The organism is Serratia sp. NA_13 (assembly GCF_052691735.1).
Genome location: NZ_JBQZFV010000013.1, coordinates 18675 through 38409, shown reverse-complemented (window position 1 = coordinate 38409; position 19735 = coordinate 18675). Strand labels below are relative to the sequence as shown.

Genomic DNA, 19735 nt, shown 5'->3' with positions numbered 1-19735 from the left:
AAGTCAGGGTTTTGATGCTGATCACAGGTTTTTTTCGCCGTCTTTACGGCTATAAACCCCAACAGGTTGTATTTACTGAGATTGATCGGCAATCGGTGATTCTGGGGTCGCAATCCGGCCTGATGCGGTTAAAGTGGCATTATCACGCATAATCTAAGGACACGGCCCCTGATGAACCAAATTGACTGTATTTTGTTTGATTGCGACGGCACGCTGGTGGACAGCGAAGTTCTTTGTAGCAAAGCCTATGTGCACATGTTTGCCCACTATGGCATTCACCTTTCGCTGGACGAGGTATTCCGGAAATACAAAGGGGTAAAGCTGTACGAGATTATCGAACAGGTTAATGCGGAGCACGGCGCCGCCTTGCCGAAGGAAGAACTGGAGCCTCTATACCGTCAGGAAGTGGCCCGACTGTTTGACCGCGAACTGCAGCAGATTGCCGGTGCGCGCGAACTGCTGGCGCAGGTGACAGTACCAATATGTACTGTGTCTAACGGCCCGGTCAGCAAAATGCAGCACTCGCTCGGCCTGACCGACATGTTGCACTATTTTGATGATCGGTTGTTCAGCGGCTATGACATTCAGCGCTGGAAACCGGACCCGGCGATCATGTTTCACGCCGCCGAAAAAATGCAGGTTGCCGTGGAGCGTTGCATTCTGGTGGACGACTCCGCTGCCGGTGCTCAGGCAGGGATTGCCGCCGGGATCCCGGTATTTTACTTCTGCGCCGATCCGCATAACAAGCCGATCGACCATCCGCTGGTCACCGCATTCGACGATTTGGCGCAATTACCTGCGCTGTGGCGTGAACGCGGCTGGCAGTTAACTAACTAGCCGGCAACGGCGGTTTATTGCGCCACCAGCGCCATGAGCGTTTCAACTCCCGGGTCTGCGGGCTAAAGCGGCAGTTGACCGCATTGGCCAGCAGATCCAGTGCCAGACAAAACACAAAGTACACCAGCGCGATAAACAGGAAGACTTCCATCGGGTACACCATGCTGCGGTTGTTGACCTGGGTCGCCAGAAACGTCAGTTCGCCAACCCCGACGATATAGGCCAGGGAAGTGTCCTTGATCAGCGAAATCCACTGGTTGATAAACGAAGGCACCATCATCCGCAACGCCTGCGGCAACACGATCATCCGTAGCGTTTGCCAACGGGTCAATCCCAGAGACAAACCCGCCTGCCACTGGCCTGGGCCGATGGCGATAATCCCCGCCTTCACCGCATGCGCCAGATAGGCCGAGGCGATCAGCGCCAATGCGCAAACTACGGTGGTGATTTCCGGAATATCCACACCAAAAACGATAGGCAGCAGGAAATAGGTCCAGAAAATCAGCATGATCACCGGGATGGCGCGGAAAAAACCCAGCAGCATGGCCAGTAACCCGGCTGCCACGCCACGCGACATCGCCAGGGCCACCCCCAGCAAGGTGCCGATAATGGCCGAAACCACGCCGGCCATCAGGCTGATCGCCAACGTCAGCGCTGCGCCCCCCAGCGGCCCGTCCGGCCAGGTTCCCCACAGCAGATAACCCAGGTTGTCGTAGATGACGCTGAAATCCATATTAATGTCCTCTCAGCGGTTTACGTTGCTGTCGCCACATACCCCAACCTTCCAACAGGGCAATGATGGCGATGTACAGCACCGTCGCCACGCCAAACGCCTGGAAGGTTCGCAGCGTCTCGGTTTCCACCTGACGCGAAGCATAAGACAGTTCGGCAACGCCGATCGCCATGGTCAGCGAGGAGTTTTTTATCACGTTCATATACTGGCCCAGCAGCGGCGGCATGGCGATTTTCAGCGCCTGCGGCAGCACCACATAGCGCATCGCCTGCCAGCCGGTTAATCCCAGCGCGTTGGCCGCATATTTTTGCCCGTTAGCGACACCACGGATGCCGGAACGGATCTCTTCGGCGATAAAGGCACTGGAGTACAGCGTCAGGCCGAAAAAGCCGGCGAGAAATTCAAACGACGGCCACTCAAGCGGACCGATTTGATGCGAAGTGTTGAGCCACTGCATGGCGGCAGAAGGCAGGATCTGCCCGGCGGCGAAATACCAAAAGAACAACTGCACCAGCAACGGCGTATTGCGAAACAACGAGCTATACCCCACCGCCAGCCAGCGCAGTGTCCACAGGCGGCTGTCACGCATCGCGGTCAGTAAAAATCCCAACAGCGTGGCGGCCAGGCTCGCACAGGCGGAAAGCCACAGCGTCAGCAGGAAGCCCCGCCATAGCCAGCTCAGATACTCCGGCGCCAGCAGCCAATCCAGGTTCATGGTCAATCCTTGTCTTGCAAAATGCGTCAGGGGCGCAGCAAGCTACGCCCCTCCATACAGATTTCAGCCCCACAGAAATCAGGCCTTCGGCTGTTGATCCAAAGGCGCGATTTTGAAGTCGCCGCGTGGCTGTGCGGTTTTGGTTTCCGGGCCAAACCAACGATCGTAGATCTTCGCCGCTTCACCGTCTTTTTCCAGCTTGATCAAAGTGTCGTTAACATTGGCGGTCAGGCGGTCTTCACCCTTGGGAATACCCACCCCCTGATACTCTTTGGTAATGCTGAACGGCGATATTTCGAAATCTGCCTTTTGCGCCGCCGGCAGGTTGCCGAGCAGGCCCACCAGCTTGGCATCATCCTGGGTGATCGCCTGTACGTTGCCGTTGCGCAGTGCTACGAACGCCAGCGGAGTGTCGTCGTAAGAGATCACTTTGGCCGTCGGGTAATGTTCACGCAGGGTAATCTCCTGCACCGTGCCTTTGTCCGCACCGATGCGCAGTTTTTTGATATCTTCCGGGGTTTTCAGCACGCCTTTATGGGCGATAAATTTCTGGCCGGTAGCGAAGTACGGCACGCTGAAGTTCACTTCCTTGGTGCGCTCGTCAGTAATGGTGAAGTTGGCGGCGATCAAATCGACCTTTTTCGCTACCAGCAAAGGAATACGGTTGGCCGGGTTAGTGGCACGCAGCTCCACCTTCACCCCCAGCGCCTTACCGATCGCATCGGCCACATCAACGTCATAGCCCACCAGTTTTTTGCTTTGCGGATCGATATAACCGAACGGAGGATTGCTGTCGAACACCGCGATACGCACTACGCCGGCTTTCTTGATGTCGTCGAGTTTGTCCGCATGCGCAGCACCGGTGGCGAGGCTGGTCAGGCTGGCTAACAAAGTTAAGGCCAAAACGCGATGTTTCATGAGTTGCTCCTAAGGGGTTGATGTCCTGCTGGCTGCTACGCTAGCAAGACCCGCTTAGGTCAGGAAATAATATAAAAAGCTATATTTATAACCTTTTTATCTTTGAGGATTTTAAACAGCATAAAGGCGCAGTTTTCTGCGCCTTTTAAGAGGTAACTCGAGGGGATATTACTCTTTTTTCTCGTCTTTACCGTCGGAGGACAACAGCTTTTCCAGCGCATCGCCACCAATATGACGGAAGTCCTGACCTTTCACGAAGTAGAAGATAAATTCGCAGATGTTCTGGCAACGGTCACCGATACGCTCGATTGAACGGGCGCAGAACAACGCAGTCAGCACGCTGGGAATGGTGCGCGTGTCTTCCATCATGTAAGTCATCAACTGACGCACGATGCCTTCATACTCCTGATCGACCTTTCTGTCTTCGCGATAAATTCGGATCGCCTCATCCAGATCCATACGCGCGAAGGCGTCCAGCACGTCATGCAGCATCTGCACGGTGTGGCGGCCCAACGACTCCAGGCTCACCAACAGTGGCTGATGCTGGTGCGAGAACTTTTCCAACGCGGTACGGCAAATCTTATCCGCCACGTCGCCGATACGTTCCAGCTCGGAGATGGTTTTGATGATCGCCATCACCAGGCGCAGGTCGCTGGCGGTCGGCTGGCGTTTGGCGATGATCCGCACGCAGGCTTCGTCGATCGCCACTTCCATCATATTGACCTTGGCATCGCCTTCGATCACCCGCTTGGCCAACTCACCGTCCTGGTTATGCATCGCAGTAATGGCGTCGGTTAGTTGCTGCTCCACCAGCCCGCCCATGGTCAGCACCTGGGTGCGGATGTGCTCAAGTTCTGCGTTGAACTGGCCGGAAATGTGTTTATTTAAATTCAGGTTATCCATGATGCATCCTATCAACCATAACGGCCAGTGATGTAGTCTTCGGTCTGTTTTTTCTGTGGCGCGGTGAACAGGGTATCAGTATCACTGAACTCGATCAGTTCGCCCAGATACATAAAAGCCGTGGAGTCAGAGCAACGTGCGGCCTGTTGCATGTTGTGGGTTACGATCACCACGGTGTAGTCAGACTTCAGTTCGCTGATCAACTCTTCAATTTTACCGGTGGAAATCGGATCCAGCGCCGAGCAAGGCTCATCGAGCAATAAGACGTCCGGACGAATAGCGATACCGCGGGCGATACACAGGCGCTGCTGCTGGCCGCCGGACAGGCTGTAACCGCTCTGGTGCAGCTTGTCCTTGGTTTCGTTCCACAATGCCGCCTTGGTCAGAGCCCACTGCACGCGCTCATCCATGTCGGCACGCGACAGCTTTTCAAACAGACGTACACCGAAGGCGATATTGTCGTAAATCGACATAGGGAATGGCGTCGGCTTCTGGAACACCATGCCGACCTTGGCACGCAGCAGGGCGATATCCGAGTTGTCGGTCAGAATGTTCTGCCCATCCAGCAGAATGCCGCCTTCTGCACGCTGCTCAGGGTACAACTGATACATCTTGTTGAAAGTGCGCAGCAGCGTTGATTTGCCACAACCGGATGGGCCGATAAACGCGGTGACCTTGTTCTTGGCGATATCCAGCGTGATATTTTTCAGCGCATGGAATTTGCCATAGTAGAAGTTCAGATCGCGTACCTGAATTTTGCTGCTGGAAGCGTCGTTAACCATACTCATCAAGACTTCTCTCTTTTCATCAGCGCCGCCTGGGCCGCGCTCAAAATTTTATGAATGCTTTTGCTTGGCGAAAACTACGCGCGCCAAGATATTCAGTACCAGTACACACAGGGTAATCAACAGCACCCCGGCCCAGGCCAGCTCTTGCCATTCGGCGAACGGGCTCATGGCGAATTTGAAAATGGTCACCGGCAGGTTGGCGATCGGCTGCATCAGGTCGGTGCTCCAGAACTGATTAGACAGCGAGGTAAACAGCAGCGGTGCGGTTTCCCCGGCGATACGCGCAATTGCCAGCAGCACGCCGGTGATAATGCCGGAGACCGAGGCTTTCAGCGTGATGGCGGAAATCATGCGCCATTTCGGCGTACCCAGCGCGTAAGCAGCTTCACGCAGCGTATCCGGCACCAGTTTCAGCATGTTTTCAGTCGTTCGAATCACGATTGGCACCTGTAACAGCGCCAGTGCGATGATCCCGGCCCAACCGGAGAAATGCTGCATCTTCGCCACCACAATGGTGTAGACGAACAGGCCCACGACAATCGACGGTGCTGATAACAGGATGTCGTTAATAAAGCGGATGACTTCCGCCAGCCAGGATTTACGGCCGTATTCCGCCAGGTAAATGCCGGCCATAATGCCCAGCGGCGTACCAAACACCGTAGCCCACATGATCAACAGCCCGCTACCAGCGATGGCGTTAGCCAGGCCGCCACCCGCGGTGTTCGGCGGCGGGGTCATTTCGGTGAACAGCGCCAGCGACATGCCGTCGATGCCTTTGGTCACGGTGGAAAACAGGATCCACACCAGCCAGAACAGGCCAAACACCATGGTCGCCATCGACAAGAACAGTGCCAGACGGTTTTTCTGACGGCGCCAGGCCTGCATTTTGCGACGGCTTTCCAACAGCGCCAGGTTGTTTTGCATTTCCATAGTCGCCACGTTAGCGTCCCTCCTTCTTGGCCAGACGCATCACCATCAACTTCGACAGCGCCAGGACGATAAAGGTGATAACAAACAGGATCAGGCCCAGCTCCATCAACGCTGCGGTGTGAACCCCAGACTCCGCTTCGGCGAATTCGTTGGCCAGCGCAGAGGTAATACTGTTGCCCGGCATATACAGTGAAGCGCTGTCGAGCTGGTAGGTGTTACCGATGATAAAGGTCACCGCCATGGTTTCCCCCAGCGCGCGGCCCAACCCCAGCATCACACCACCAATCACGCCATTTTTGGTAAACGGCAGCACGATACGCCAGATCACTTCCCAGGTGGTGCAGCCAATGCCATAGGCCGACTCTTTCATCATCACCGGGGTCTGTTCGAACACATCGCGCATCACAGCGGCGATGTAAGGAATAATCATAATCGCCAGGATCACCCCGGCAGCCAGAATACCGATACCGAATGCCGGGCCAGAGAACAGCTCACCGACAATCGGAATGCCGGACAGCACATCGCCAACCGGAGTCTGGAAATATTCGGCAAACAGCGGAGCAAACACGAACAGGCCCCACATGCCGTAAACGATACTTGGGATTGCCGCCAGCAGCTCAATGGCGATACCCAGTGGGCGTCGCAGCCAGTTTGGTGCCAACTCGGTCAGGAACAGGGCAATACCAAAGCTGACGGGTACGGCGATAATCAGTGCGATCAGCGAGGTCACTACGGTGCCGTAGATGGGCACCAGCGCACCGAACTGTTCGGCAGGCGCGTCCCACTCTTTGGTCCACAGGAAGGAGAAACCGAATTTCTGGATGCTCGGCCAGGAGGCGAAGACCAGCGAAACAATAATGCCGCCCAGCAACAATAAGGTAATCAGCGCTGCCAGTTTAACCAGCGCGCTGAAGATGACGTCACCATTTTTACTCGGTGCTTTCATGGTCGGCTTGTACTCAGCCATAGATCACTCTCTGTTTTAACCCTGGCAGGCCTAACATGAGTCAGGCCCTGAAAAACTGAGTGGGGCGCGCCGAATCACGCGCCCCTGCGTTGTTAGTACAGCGCTTTACCAGAACTGTCTTTTACGTTGGTTTTCCATGCTGCACGCACCTGCTCGATCACTTCTTTCGGCAGAGTGGCGTAATCCAGGTCATTAGCCTGCTTGGCGCCAGTTTTGTACGCCCAGTCAAAGAACTTCAGCACTTCGGTACCCTGAGCCGGGTTTTTCTGCTCTTTGTGCACCAGGATGAAGGTGGTAGAAGTGATTGGCCAGGCGTTATCACCTTTCTGGTCAGTCAGGTCCTGTGCGAAGGTCTTGCTCCAGTCCACGCCTTTAGCCGCGTTGCTGAAGCTCTCTTCAGTCGGACTGACCGGCTTGCCATCGGCAGAAATCAGCTTGGTGTAAGCTAGGTTGTTCTGCTTGGCGTAAGCGTATTCCACGTAGCCGATAGAGCCTGGCAGACGTTGTACGAAGGCTGCGATGCCGTCGTTACCCTTGCCGCCCAAACCGGTTGGCCAGTTAACGGTAGAGCCTGCGCCGATTTTCTCTTTCCACTGCGCGTTGGCTTTAGACAGGTAGCTGGTGAACACGAACGAGGTGCCTGAACCATCAGCACGACGGACAACGGCAATGTTCTGATCCGGCAGCTTAACGCCAGGGTTGAGCTTGGTGATCGCCGGGTCGTTCCATTTCTTCACGTTACCCAGATAGATATCGCCCAGAGTTTTACCGTCCAGGGTCAGCTCACCGGATTTGATGCCCGGGATGTTAACTGCCAGCACCACACCACCGATCACGGTAGGGAACTGGAACAGGCCATCAGCAGCCAGTTTTTCTTCAGTCAACGGCGCATCAGAAGCACCAAAGTCAACGGTGTTGGCGATGATTTGCTTCACGCCACCAGATGAGCCGATGCCCTGATAGTTAACTTTGTTGCCGGTTTCTTTCTGATAAGAATCTGCCCACTTGGCATAAACCGGAGCGGGGAATGTCGCACCTGCACCGGTCAGGCTAGCAGCAGCGAACGCGGACACGGCGGTCAGGGAGAAAGTCGCTGCCACAATACTGGCGACGGTGGTACGCATCAGTTTCATAATCCCTCCTAATGGGATATTCAAAAATCGACTTCAAGTCGTTTTCATCAGAGTAAGTATTGCTGCAGGAGGGAAAATAGGACAGTTTGGTGACAGTAAAATGTACGAAATGTGACAGTTATATTACAAAAAACCAAAAGTGCAATTAACATCTTGATTAGGCTATTATTTCACCTGAAACATTCTGTTATACCTCATCCAGGCAAAGGGACTGCATATGAAAAAAATACTTATCTTGTCAACGGTTAGCCTTTATTTTCTGGCTATGGCCAACGCCACGGCGGCGGATGGATTACAGCGCAGCAAGCAATCGAGTGGCAGTACCGATAACATCCTTCTTTGGAGCCATTACGACCAAGGTTACATTATTTCTAATTATGAGCTCAGAGATTTAGACGGATTCAAAGAACAATTAAGGCTTCAGGAACAGACCATCAAGAAACTGCAAGACAAGCTGAGCGATATGGAACGCGAGAATCGAAATCAAAACAGCGAGATCGACAATCTGAAACGTAAGTTACAAGGGCAAGACAATGCCCAAAGCGAAATCAGCGATCTGAAACGCTCGGTACAAGAGCTGCATAACAAGATTAAATGATAAAAAAGCCGGCGCTCAGGCCGGCTTTTCGAACATAACAGCGAGTTACTCTACCGTGACAGATTTCGCCAGGTTGCGCGGCTGGTCAACGTCTGTGCCTTTGATCAGTGCCACGTGGTAGGACAGCAGCTGCAACGGCACGGTGTAGAAGATCGGAGCCACGATTTCTTCGACGTGCGGCAACGGGATGATAGTCATGCCTTCGCTGCTGACGAAACCCGCATCCTGATCGGCGAACACGTACAACTGGCCACCGCGCGCGCGCACTTCTTCAATGTTGGACTTCAGCTTTTCCAACAGTTCATTGTTCGGCGCCACCACGATCACCGGCATATCGGCATCGATCAACGCCAGCGGACCATGCTTTAGCTCACCAGCCGCATAGGCCTCTGCGTGAATATAGGAGATCTCTTTGAGCTTCAGTGCACCTTCCATAGCGATCGGGTACTGATCGCCACGGCCGAGGAACAACGCGTGATGCTTGTCGGAGAAGCCTTCCGCCAACGCTTCAATGTTTTTGTCCAGCGACAGCATCTGTTCGATACGCGCCGGCAGCGCCTGCAGGCCGTGCACGATTTCATGCTCCACGCTTTCCGCCATGCCTTTCAGACGACCCAAACGTGCCACCAGCATCAACAGCACCGCAAGCTGGGTAGTAAACGCCTTGGTGGAAGCAACACCAATTTCGGTGCCGGCTTTGGTCATCAGAGCCAGATCGGATTCACGAACCAATGAAGAACCGGCCACGTTACACACGGCTAGTGAACCGAGGTAACCCAGCTCCTTCGATAGGCGCAGTGCCGCCAGCGTATCGGCAGTTTCACCGGACTGCGACAACGTTATGATCAGACTGCCCGGACGCACGGCAGATTTGCGATAGCGGAATTCTGACGCGATTTCCACGTCGCAAGGCACGCCGGCCAGCGATTCGAACCAATAGCGGGCAACCATGCCGGAGTGGTAAGAAGTCCCACAGGCAATGATTTGCACGTGCTGTACCTTCGCCAACAGTTCGTCAGCACGCGGACCCAGCTCGCTCAGGTTGATTTGGCCATGGCTGAAACGCCCTTCCAAGGTGTTCTTCAACGCGAGTGGCTGTTCGTAGATCTCTTTTTGCATGTAGTGGCGGTAAGCGCCTTTGTCACCGGCGTCGTACTGCACCTGAGATTCGATTTCAGGACGCTCAACGGCGTTGCCCTGTTTATCGAAAATGTTGACGGTGCGGCGAGTCATCTCCACCACATCACCTTCTTCCAGGAAGATAAAACGACGGGTTACCGGCAGCAGTGCCAGTTGATCGGAAGCCAGGAAGTTTTCACCCACGCCACGGCCGATAACCAATGGGCTGCCGGAGCGTGCTGCCACCAGCACGCTTGGGTCACGGCTGTCCATCACCACAGTGCCGTATGCACCACGCAACTGAGGGATCACGCGCTGAACCACTTCCAGTAAGGTGCCCCCCTGACGCTGTTCCCAATGCACCAGGTGAGCAATCACCTCGGTATCGGTTTCAGAGCTGAAGTGATAACCGCGTTCGATCAGCAGTTCACGCAGCGGCTCGTGGTTTTCGATGATGCCGTTATGCACCACCGTAATGTAATCAGAAACATGCGGGTGCGCGTTAGCTTCGGTAGGTTCACCGTGCGTTGCCCAGCGGGTGTGAGCAATACCGGTGCCCCCATGCAATTCATGTTGTTCAGCGGCTTCGGCCAGTTTATTGACTTTGCCGACGCGACGTAAACGGCTGACGTTACCTTCAGCATCCACCACCGCCAAACCGGCTGAGTCGTAGCCACGGTATTCAAGACGGCGTAACCCTTCCAACAGAATCTCTGCAATATCACGTTGCGCTACTGCGCCTACAATTCCACACATCAGTTGTATTCCTAATTAAACGCCTTTCGGGGCGCTTTCGATGTCTTGACCTGATTTTGCCGGTTTTTACCGTGCAGCCCCGAGCCTGTAGATAGTGGGGCTTATCCTCTTCATCTTTCGAGCTGCTGCGTTGTTGGCTGCGAGTGCTTATCCCAGTCACTTAGTGAACTAAGCTCCAGGGAATTCACACTCTTGCCGCCTAGCAGCAACTCGAAATCTATTGAGGACTTTTATGTTTTGTATTGGGCTCGTGAATGGAGCCCAACGCAAAACACACTATGACTTCTTTTTCACCGGACGTTGCCAGCCCTGGATATGCACCTGCTTGACGCGGCTCAGTACCAGTTCATCTTCACCGATATCACGGGTTACCGTAGTGCCGGCGGCAATGGTAGAACCTTTGCCGACAGACACTGGCGCCACCAGCTGGGTGTCGGAACCGACAAACACGCCGTCGCCGATAATGGTTTTATGCTTATTGGCACCATCATAGTTACAGGTGATGGTACCGGCACCGATATTCACATCGTCGCCAATCTCGGCATCACCCAGGTAGCTCAGATGACCCGCTTTAGAGCCTTTGCCCAAACGCGCCTTTTTCATTTCGACGAAGTTACCAACATGGGCGCCCACCGCCAGCTCGGCACCTGGACGCAAGCGGGCAAAGGGACCCACGGTGCATTCCGCAGCCAGCACGGCATCTTCCAGCACGCTGTACGGGCTGATTTCGCAGTCATCGCCGATCACGCAGTTTTTCAACACGCAGCCAGCACCGATTTTCACCCGATCCCCGAGCTTGACCGTGCCTTCAATAATGACGTTGGCATCAATAGAGATGTCGCGGCCGTGCACAAGTTCCCCGCGCAGGTCAAAACGCGCCGGATCCAGCAGCATTACGCCGGCCAACAGTAATTTTTCAGACTGTTCTGCCTGATAGATACGCTCAAGCCGCGACAGTTGCAGGCGGTTATTCACGCCTTCCACTTCACTCAGGCGTGATGGATGCACGGCTTCAATTTTCTTGCCGTCGGCATGGGCCAGCGCAATGATATCAGTGATGTAGAATTCACCCTGCGCGTTGTCGTTGTTCAACATCCCCAGCCAGCGCTTGAGATCGCGGCCGTTGGCCACCAGAATACCGGTGTTGATTTCATTGATTTGGCGCTGGGCCTCGCTGGCATCTTTATGCTCAACAATCCCCACCACCTGGTCGTTCTCACGCACGATACGACCGTAACCACTCGGGTCAGCCAGCTTCACCGTCAGCAGACCAATACCGCCCAGGGGCTTCGCGGCCATCAGACGCTGCAAAGTATCGACAGAAATCAGCGGGACGTCGCCGTACAGCATCAGCACGTCTTCATCATCGGCAAAATGCGGGGCAGCCTGCTGCATGGCATGGCCGGTACCCAATTGCTCGGCCTGCAGCACCCAGTTCAGTGCACCATCGGTCAGGGTATTTTTCAGCAAGTCACCGCCATGGCCGTACACCAGATGGACGTTTTTCGCGCCCAGTTTCATCGCGGCATCAATGACGTGCTGCACCATCGGCTTGCCGGCCAACGGATGTAACACCTTGGGAAGATCGGAATACATGCGTGTTCCCTTGCCCGCGGCGAGGATCACCACACTCATTGCGCTGTTCGACATAAGCAACCTGATAACTCCATTTTAATAGACGAAAGTAGAACCCTTTAGTGACGATATTACTACATATTTCTCTGCACGAACCCAGCTCAGGCCTTGGGGCACTAGGCATGCCGAAGTTAACGATCCAGTAACCCGACGGTGGGGATAACTGTCGGCGATCGGCGACATTTCCAGCCGCTATTGAAGGTTATACCTCACAATGCCTGCCGGGGTATCAGGCTTATTTTAAAACAAAAAAAAAGCGACCCAATAGGCCGCTTTCTTAATTTTGGCTGCGTTATGCACGCGCCAAAATATTACATCGATCTTCTGGTGAGCTCGATAACGCGCAGTTTTGCGATCGCTTTCGCCAGTTCTGCAGATGCCTGAGCATAGTCGACATCGCCATGAGAGCTACTGATATGTTCTTCAGCTCTACGCTTAGCTTCCAGCGCTCTCGCTTCGTCGAGGTCCGTTCCACGGATAGCAGTGTCAGCCAGCACGGTGACCACGCTCGGTTGTACCTCAAGGATACCGCCGGACAGGTAGATGAACTCTTCTTCACCGTGTTGTTTAACAATACGCACCATGCCAGGCTTGATGGCAGTCAGCAGCGGCGCATGACCAGGGAAAATCCCCAGTTCGCCTTCGCTACCTGTCACCTGGATCTTTTGCACCAGGCCGGAAAACATATGTTTTTCCGCGCTGACTACATCCAGATGGTAAGTCATAGCCATATCACCCTCCTCTCAAGACGTTACAGTTTCTTGGCTTTTTCCACTGCTTCTTCAATGGTGCCAACCATGTAGAACGCTTGTTCAGGCAGGTGGTCATAGTCGCCGTCCATAATGCCTTTGAAACCACGGATGGTGTCTTTCAGCGATACGAACTTGCCCGGAGAACCGGTGAAGACTTCTGCCACGAAGAACGGCTGAGACAGGAAGCGTTGGATTTTACGCGCACGGGATACAACCAGTTTGTCTTCTTCAGACAGCTCGTCCATACCCAGGATTGCGATAATATCTTTCAGTTCCTGATAGCGTTGCAGAATCGACTGCACGCCACGCGCTACATCGTAGTGCTCCTGGCCAACTACCAGCGGATCCAGCTGACGGCTGGTAGAATCCAGCGGGTCAACGGCCGGGTAGATACCCAGAGAAGCGATATTACGGCTCAGTACCACAGTTGCATCCAAGTGAGCAAAGGTGGTGGCTGGTGACGGGTCAGTCAAGTCATCCGCAGGGACGTAAACGGCCTGTACGGAAGTGATTGAACCGGTCTTGGTAGAGGTGATACGTTCTTGCAGAACACCCATCTCTTCCGCCAGCGTTGGCTGATAACCTACCGCCGATGGCATACGGCCCAGAAGTGCGGACACTTCGGTACCGGCCAGGGTATAACGGTAGATGTTATCAACGAACAGCAGAACGTCACGGCCTTCGTCACGGAATTTCTCCGCCATGGTCAGACCGGTCAGAGCAACGCGCAGACGGTTACCCGGTGGCTCGTTCATCTGGCCGTAAACCAGGGATACTTTGTCCAGTACGTTGGAGTCGTTCATTTCGTGGTAGAAGTCGTTACCCTCACGAGTACGCTCACCCACGCCCGCAAACACAGAATAACCGGAGTGCTCGATCGCGATGTTACGGATCAGCTCCATCATGTTTACGGTTTTACCAACACCAGCACCACCGAACAGACCGACTTTACCCCCCTTGGCGAACGGGCAGATCAGGTCCATTACCTTGATACCGGTTTCCAGCAGATCCTGGGAGTTGGCCAAATCTTCGTAGCTTGGCGCCGGACGGTGAATCGCCCAACGTTCTTCTTCGCCGATATCGCCCTTCATGTCGATTGGTTCACCCAATACGTTCATGATACGGCCCAGGGTAGCTTTACCTACCGGTACTTCAATTGGGTGGTCCAGGTCAGTAACTTTCAGACCGCGACGCAGACCATCAGAGGTCCCCATTGCGATACAGCGAACCACGCCACCGCCCAACTGTTGCTGAACTTCCAGCACCAGCTTATTGGCACCGTTTTCTACCTCAAGAGCGTTGTACACTTTTGGTACGGCATCCTGAGGGAACTCGACGTCCACTACGGCGCCGATTACCTGGATAATCTTTCCAGTAGCCATCTTGAATCCTCTACGTAATTCGTAAACCTAGCTTAAACCGCGGAGGCTCCCGAAACGATCTCGGTGAGTTCCTGAGTGATGCTGGCCTGACGAGCCTTGTTGTATACCAACTGCAGCTCTTTGATCAGGCTACCGCCGTTATCGGTTGCGGCTTTCATCGCTACCATTCGTGCGGCCTGCTCGCTGGCCAGGTTTTCCACGACGCCCTGATAAACCTGAGATTCCACATAGCGACGCAGCAAGGTATCAAGCAGCACTTTTGGATCGGGTTCATACAGGTAATCCCAAGATTTTTTCTTCAGCTCACCGTCATCGGCAGGCGGCAACGGCAGCAACTGAACGATCTGTGGTTCTTGGGACATCGTATTGATAAATTTGTTACTGACAATGTACAACTTGTCCAAACGACCTTCGTCGTAGGCTTGCAGCATCACTTTCACCGGTCCGATCAGCTCCGACAGGGAAGGGTTATCCCCCATGCCGGTGACCTGGGCAACCACGTTGCCACCCACGGAACCAAAGAAAGAAGCGGCTTTAGAGCCAATCAGTGCCAAATCAGTTTCGACACCTTTTTCGGACCAGCCTTTCATCTCTGCCAACAGCCGCTTGAACAGGTTAATGTTCAAGCCACCACAGAGACCACGGTCAGTAGACACCACCAGATACCCGACGCGCTTAACATCACGCTCATCCAGGTACGGGTGCTTATATTCCAGATTACCCAACGCAAGGTGACCAATCACTTTGCGCATGGTCTCTGCATAAGGACGGCTGGCCGCCATGCGTTCCTGCGATTTACGCATTTTGGAGGCGGCGACCATTTCCATCGCTTTAGTGATCTTTTGCGTGTTTTGCACGCTCGCGATCTTACTACGTATCTCTTTTGCGCCGGCCATGTCTGCTTCTCCTCATTGCCAGACGGCCTGCTGTCTTTCAACTGCAGGCCGCTGAGCGTTACCAGGACTGGGTTTTCTTGAAGGTCTCGAGGATGCCTTTCAGCTTGCCCTCGATCTCATCGTTGAAATTGCCAGTTTGGTTGATGTGGTTCAGCAACTCGGCATGCTCGCGGTCTGCGTAAGCAACCAGCGCGGCTTCGAAGCTCACGACTTTCGCGACTTCAACGTCGTTCAGGAAGCCACGTTCTGCGGCAAACAGCACCAGAGACTGTTGTGCGACGGACATCGGCGCATACTGTTTCTGTTTCAACAGCTCGGTCACTTTCTGACCGTGGCTCAGCTGTTTACGGGTCGCATCATCCAGATCGGAAGCGAACTGAGAGAACGCAGCCAGTTCACGATACTGTGCCAGCGCGGTACGAATACCACCGGACAGTTTTTTCATGATCTTGGTTTGCGCTGCACCGCCCACACGGGATACGGATATACCCGGGTTAACCGCCGGACGAATACCGGAGTTAAACAGGTTGGATTCCAGGAAGATCTGACCATCGGTAATCGAGATTACGTTAGTCGGAACGAACGCGGAAACGTCACCCGCCTGAGTTTCAATGATCGGCAGAGCAGTCAGTGAACCGGTTTGGCCTTTGACTTCACCTTTAGTGAAGGCTTCAACATATTCGGCGTTAACACGCGCAGCACGCTCCAGCAAACGGGAGTGGAGATAGAATACGTCGCCTGGGTAAGCTTCACGACCTGGTGGACGACGAAGCAGCAGGGAGATCTGACGGTAAGCAACGGCCTGTTTGGACAGGTCATCATAAACAATCAGCGCATCTTCACCGCGGTCACGGAAGTATTCACCCATAGCACAACCAGCATATGGTGCCAGATATTGCAATGCAGCGGACTCGGACGCGGTAGCAACCACAACGATGGTGTTTGCCAGTGCACCGTGCTCTTCCAGTTTGCGCACCACGTTAGCGATGGTGGACGCTTTCTGGCCGATAGCCACGTAAACACACTTGATGCCGGAATCGCGTTGGTTGATGATCGCATCGATCGCCAGGGCAGTTTTACCTGTCTGACGGTCACCGATCACCAGCTCACGCTGGCCACGGCCGATTGGGATCATGGCGTCAACAGATTTGTAGCCAGTTTGAACCGGCTGATCTACGGACTGACGCTCGATAACACCAGGGGCAATAGCTTCAACCGGGGAGAAACCGTCGTTATCAACCGGGCCTTTACCATCGATAGGTGCGCCCAGGGTGTTAACTACACGACCCAGCAGGCCACGGCCAACCGGTACTTCCAGAATACGGCCGGTACATTTTACCTTCATGCCTTCGGCCAGATCCGCGTACGGACCCATGACCACAGCACCTACGGAGTCGCGCTCCAGGTTCAATGCGATTGCGTAACGGTTGCCTGGCAGTGCGATCATTTCGCCCTGCATAACTTCGGCCAGACCGTGTACGCGGATGATCCCGTCACTGACGGAAACAATAGTACCTTCATTGTGAGCTTCGCTCACCACATTGAACTGAGCAATGCGCTGCTTGATCAGTTCGCTGATTTCGGTGGAATTCAGTTGCATGCTCCAGTCCCCTTAAGACTGCAAGACGTCTGTCAGGCGTTCAAGACGACCGCGAACGCTGCCATCAATCACCATATCGCCAGCACGGATAATTACGCCGGCCAGTACAGACTTGTCAATTTTGCAATTCAGCTTAACTTTGCGTGACAGACGCTTTTCCATCGCAGCGGCAATATTAGCCTGCTGTTTGTCGCTCAGTGCGCTCGAAGAGAGCACGTCGACTTCGACGGTGGATTCCAGCAAAGCGCGCAGTTCGATGAACTGCTGCAGCACCGCAGGAAGAACCAGTAAACGTCCATTTTCGGCCATTACACGGATAAAGTTCTGGCCATGTTCGTCGAGTTGTTCGCCACATACCGCGATGAACGTTCTGGACAGCGTCTCCGGTGCGACAGCACCAGCCAGCAGTTCAGAAATCTGTTCATTGCGAGTGACAACAGCCGCAAACTCCAGCATATCCTGCCAGCGATCCAAGCTTTGATGCTCAACGGCAAAGTCAAAAGCTGCTTTGGCGTAGGGGCGAGCTACAGTTACAAATTCAGACATCAGCCCCTCCCTCCTTACAGTTCAGCGACCAGTTTATCAACGATGTCGCTGTTAGCAGCTTCATCCACGGAACGTTCGATGATCTTCTCGGCGCCGGCAATTGCCAGCATCGCGACTTGCTTACGCAACTCTTCACGAGCGCGCTTACGTTCGGCTTCGATCTCAGCCTGAGCCTGCGCCACGATTTTGTTACGTTCCTGCTCGGCTTCGGCTTTCGCTTCATCCATGATCTGAGCTTTGCGTTTGTTTGCTTGCTCGATGATCACCTGAGCTTCTGCCTTGGCAGTTTTCAGCTGGTCGGTCGCATTGGCTTGCGCTAAGTCCAAATCTTTTTTGGCACGTTCTGCAGAAGCGAGACCGTCAGCAATTTCTCCCTGACGCTTCTCGATGGCTGCCATGATCGGCGGCCATACGTACTTCATGCAGAACCAGACAAACAGAACGAACGCGATGGCCTGGCCGAGGATTGTTGCGTTAAGATTCACAGCACAATGCCTCTTTAATAGTTAATAGTGTGGTTTCAGTGTAGAGAAGATCTCTACTTACGCGACAGCAAACATCACGTACAGACCCAGACCAACAGCGATCATCGGGATGGCGTCAACCAGACCCATAACGATAAAGAACTGTGTACGCAGCAAAGGAATCAGGTCAGGCTGACGTGCAGCGCCTTCCAAGAATTTACCACCCAGGATGCCGATACCGATCGCAGCACCGATTGCCGCTAAACCCATCATCACAGCGGCAGCCATGTACAGCAGATCCATACTCAGGTTTTCCATGACAGTCTCCAGTTTGTTTCAGTTTAAAAGTACAAGTGTTTTAAGAAAATCAGTGCTCTTCAGATGCCATCGAGAGATAGACAATCGTCAGAACCATGAAAATAAAGGCTTGAAGCGTAATAATCAGGATGTGGAAAATAGCCCAAGGCAAGCTCAGAAGCCACTGTGACCACCACGGCAACAAACCGGCAATCAGGATGAAGATCAACTCACCCGCATACATGTTGCCGAACAGTCGCAGGCCGAGAGAAACAGGCTTGGACAGCAGGCTGACACCTTCAAGAATCAGGTTGATAGGAATGAATACTGGGTGGTTGAACGGCTGCATGGTTAACTCTTTAACGAACCCACCAACGCCTTTCATTTTAATGCTGTAGAACAGAATCAGGATAAATACGCCCAACGCCATCGACAGGGTGACGTTCACGTCAGCCGTTGGCACCACACGCAGTGCCGGCAGGCCGAGCCAGGTCCCGATGGTCGGCAGGAAGTCGACCGGGATCAGATCCATCATGTTCATCAGGAACACCCAGACGAACACCGTCAGCGCCAGAGGAGCAATGACCTTGCTCTTGCCGTGATACATATCACGCACGCTGCTATCGACAAATCCGACGACCAGTTCCACTGCGGTTTGCAGTTTACCCGGCACGCCACTGGTGGCGTTTTTAGCCACCCGACGGAACACCACTAGGAACAGAACCCCGAGGACAACGGAGAAAAACATCGAGTCGAGGTTAATCGACCAAAAACCAGTCCCGACCTGAAGTTGCGTCAGGTGGTGACCGATATACTCCTGTGGACTGTTGTATCCCTCTGCAGACATGATGCCTCTACCCTTATTGAGTTAATTTCGGTAACTGTTAATCACGGCGGGTGCCACTATCTGCACCACTAACACCGCTAAATAGGTCAGGCCAAGCGGTATAAACGCCGCTTTAAACACCCCAAGCGCCACGATCAGCAAAACTATGGTGATCAGGACCTTCAATCCCTCGCCGATGGCGAACGACCAGGCAACCCGACCGGGTGCCGGCGTCTGCGCCTGATGGCGCAAGGCAAACAGCATAAACATGGTGCTCGGCAACCAGGCGGCGAGACCACCAGCCAGTGCCGAACCGCTCCATTCCAGACTTTTCAGACCGAAAGCAGCGCTGATCAGAACAAAAGTCATTAACTGCAGAAACAGCAATTTGCGAGCAACTTTTCCGCTGTAAAGGGACCCAGACATGACGTTTGTTCTCTCCGTACCCCTGAGGAGGTATGCTGAGTGACGTATAAAACTTTCTTTACTGCTCTGAGTCAAGCAGCAAAAAACGAGCAAATTATACGGGGCATACCAACGAATTCAATCGATAAGTAGCGAAAAGGTGAACAATTATTTAAATTTCCCCATTTCAGGCTATTTTCACAAGAAAACGGTCGGAATAATAGGGCTCATTTAATTGTCTGATTATTCCAGTATTACAGTAAGAAACGTGTAGTTGCTCACAATAATACCTATTCCTGATTTATAGCCCATGCCCAGCCAAAGCGTCTTTAGCAAATCGAGCGATAAAAAAGATATTATAAATCAGAATATTACAAGTTAACTGTTCAAAAACAATCCGTCTACCCGCTTAAAACCTTTTATTGACAGCTTCAGGGATAATATTCCAACAGCTAATTAACATTAGCAGCAAAGCGAGATCCTTCACTTATGGTTGCTAACGCAACTATTACGATCTGCAATTACCCTATTATCG

General features: G+C 53.5%; 21 protein-coding genes. 2 read left to right on the top strand and 19 right to left on the bottom strand.

Annotated features, from left to right (window positions below):
* The first annotated feature begins 171 nt into the window (after positions 1 to 171).
* Entirely contained in the window at positions 172 to 837 is a 666-nt protein-coding gene (gene yieH, locus ACUTSU_RS17125; RefSeq protein ID WP_445652607.1) for a 6-phosphogluconate phosphatase, read from the top strand.
* Here yieH and ACUTSU_RS17120 read toward each other — a convergent pair.
* The 8 genes from ACUTSU_RS17120 to pstS all read right to left on the bottom strand — a co-directional run bounded on the left by ACUTSU_RS17120 (position 830) and on the right by pstS (position 7924).
* Positions 830 to 1570, bottom strand: coding sequence for an amino acid ABC transporter permease (locus ACUTSU_RS17120; protein ID WP_445652606.1), 741 nt, complete (start codon positions 1568 to 1570; stop codon positions 830 to 832). The two genes, yieH and ACUTSU_RS17120, sit on opposite strands and share 8 nt — an antisense overlap.
* Position 1571: 1 nt before the next feature.
* Positions 1572 to 2285, bottom strand: a complete 714-nt coding sequence (locus ACUTSU_RS17115; RefSeq protein WP_445652605.1) for an amino acid ABC transporter permease — start codon at positions 2283 to 2285, stop codon at positions 1572 to 1574.
* 78 nt (positions 2286 to 2363) lie between these two features.
* A complete protein-coding gene (locus ACUTSU_RS17110) occupies positions 2364 to 3203 on the bottom strand; it encodes an ABC transporter substrate-binding protein (protein ID WP_445652604.1) in 840 nt (279 codons plus the stop codon).
* A 168-nt stretch (positions 3204 to 3371) separates the two neighbouring features.
* Positions 3372 to 4106 (bottom strand): phosphate signaling complex protein PhoU, encoded by a 735-nt coding sequence (gene phoU / locus ACUTSU_RS17105; protein ID WP_085120124.1) that lies wholly within the window; start codon positions 4104 to 4106, stop codon positions 3372 to 3374.
* A gap of 11 nt (positions 4107 to 4117) precedes the next feature.
* On the bottom strand, positions 4118 to 4894 hold the full coding sequence (gene pstB / locus ACUTSU_RS17100; protein WP_012004491.1) for a phosphate ABC transporter ATP-binding protein PstB: 777 nt from the start codon (positions 4892 to 4894) through the stop codon (positions 4118 to 4120).
* 48 nt (positions 4895 to 4942) lie between these two features.
* Positions 4943 to 5833, bottom strand: coding sequence for a phosphate ABC transporter permease PstA (gene pstA, locus ACUTSU_RS17095; protein WP_153858586.1), 891 nt, complete (start codon positions 5831 to 5833; stop codon positions 4943 to 4945).
* Between the two features lies 1 nt (position 5834).
* On the bottom strand, positions 5835 to 6791 hold the full coding sequence (gene pstC / locus ACUTSU_RS17090; protein ID WP_135344788.1) for a phosphate ABC transporter permease PstC: 957 nt from the start codon (positions 6789 to 6791) through the stop codon (positions 5835 to 5837).
* 92 nt (positions 6792 to 6883) lie between these two features.
* Positions 6884 to 7924 (bottom strand): phosphate ABC transporter substrate-binding protein PstS, encoded by a 1041-nt coding sequence (gene pstS, locus ACUTSU_RS17085; RefSeq protein WP_445652603.1) that lies wholly within the window; start codon positions 7922 to 7924, stop codon positions 6884 to 6886.
* Between the two features lie 217 nt (positions 7925 to 8141).
* Here pstS and ACUTSU_RS17080 point away from each other — a divergent pair, with 217 nt between their 5' ends.
* A complete protein-coding gene (locus ACUTSU_RS17080) occupies positions 8142 to 8522 on the top strand; it encodes a hypothetical protein (protein WP_445652602.1) in 381 nt (126 codons plus the stop codon).
* A 45-nt stretch (positions 8523 to 8567) separates the two neighbouring features.
* Here ACUTSU_RS17080 and glmS read toward each other — a convergent pair whose 3' ends face one another.
* The 11 genes from glmS to atpI form a co-directional block, all read right to left on the bottom strand.
* The gene (gene glmS, locus ACUTSU_RS17075; RefSeq protein WP_153858537.1) at positions 8568 to 10397 is read right to left on the bottom strand and encodes a glutamine--fructose-6-phosphate transaminase (isomerizing); all 1830 of its coding nucleotides are present in this window, start codon (positions 10395 to 10397) and stop codon (positions 8568 to 8570) included.
* Between the two features lie 276 nt (positions 10398 to 10673).
* Positions 10674 to 12047 carry a bifunctional UDP-N-acetylglucosamine diphosphorylase/glucosamine-1-phosphate N-acetyltransferase GlmU gene (gene glmU, locus ACUTSU_RS17070; RefSeq protein WP_445652601.1) on the bottom strand — a complete coding sequence of 458 codons (1374 nt, stop codon included), beginning with the start codon at positions 12045 to 12047 and terminating at the stop codon, positions 10674 to 10676.
* A 296-nt stretch (positions 12048 to 12343) separates the two neighbouring features.
* The gene (locus tag ACUTSU_RS17065; RefSeq protein WP_445652600.1) at positions 12344 to 12763 is read right to left on the bottom strand and encodes a F0F1 ATP synthase subunit epsilon; all 420 of its coding nucleotides are present in this window, start codon (positions 12761 to 12763) and stop codon (positions 12344 to 12346) included.
* Between the two features lie 20 nt (positions 12764 to 12783).
* Entirely contained in the window at positions 12784 to 14166 is a 1383-nt protein-coding gene (atpD, locus tag ACUTSU_RS17060) for a F0F1 ATP synthase subunit beta (protein ID WP_012004485.1), read from the bottom strand.
* A 32-nt stretch (positions 14167 to 14198) separates the two neighbouring features.
* A complete protein-coding gene (atpG, locus tag ACUTSU_RS17055; protein ID WP_174354830.1) occupies positions 14199 to 15062 on the bottom strand; it encodes a F0F1 ATP synthase subunit gamma in 864 nt (287 codons plus the stop codon).
* A 58-nt stretch (positions 15063 to 15120) separates the two neighbouring features.
* Positions 15121 to 16662, bottom strand: coding sequence for a F0F1 ATP synthase subunit alpha (gene atpA / locus ACUTSU_RS17050; protein ID WP_012004483.1), 1542 nt, complete (start codon positions 16660 to 16662; stop codon positions 15121 to 15123).
* Positions 16663 to 16674: 12 nt separating this feature from the next.
* Positions 16675 to 17208 (bottom strand): F0F1 ATP synthase subunit delta, encoded by a 534-nt coding sequence (gene atpH, locus ACUTSU_RS17045; protein ID WP_445654433.1) that lies wholly within the window; start codon positions 17206 to 17208, stop codon positions 16675 to 16677.
* A gap of 14 nt (positions 17209 to 17222) precedes the next feature.
* A complete protein-coding gene (gene atpF / locus ACUTSU_RS17040) occupies positions 17223 to 17693 on the bottom strand; it encodes a F0F1 ATP synthase subunit B (RefSeq protein ID WP_004950476.1) in 471 nt (156 codons plus the stop codon).
* Positions 17694 to 17750: 57 nt separating this feature from the next.
* Positions 17751 to 17990, bottom strand: a complete 240-nt coding sequence (atpE, locus tag ACUTSU_RS17035; RefSeq protein WP_004093904.1) for a F0F1 ATP synthase subunit C — start codon at positions 17988 to 17990, stop codon at positions 17751 to 17753.
* A 49-nt stretch (positions 17991 to 18039) separates the two neighbouring features.
* Positions 18040 to 18816, bottom strand: a complete 777-nt coding sequence (atpB, locus tag ACUTSU_RS17030) for a F0F1 ATP synthase subunit A (RefSeq protein ID WP_445652598.1) — start codon at positions 18814 to 18816, stop codon at positions 18040 to 18042.
* Positions 18817 to 18837: 21 nt separating this feature from the next.
* The gene (atpI, locus tag ACUTSU_RS17025) at positions 18838 to 19221 is read right to left on the bottom strand and encodes a F0F1 ATP synthase subunit I (protein WP_445652597.1); all 384 of its coding nucleotides are present in this window, start codon (positions 19219 to 19221) and stop codon (positions 18838 to 18840) included.
* Positions 19222 to 19735: the final 514 nt, after the last annotated feature.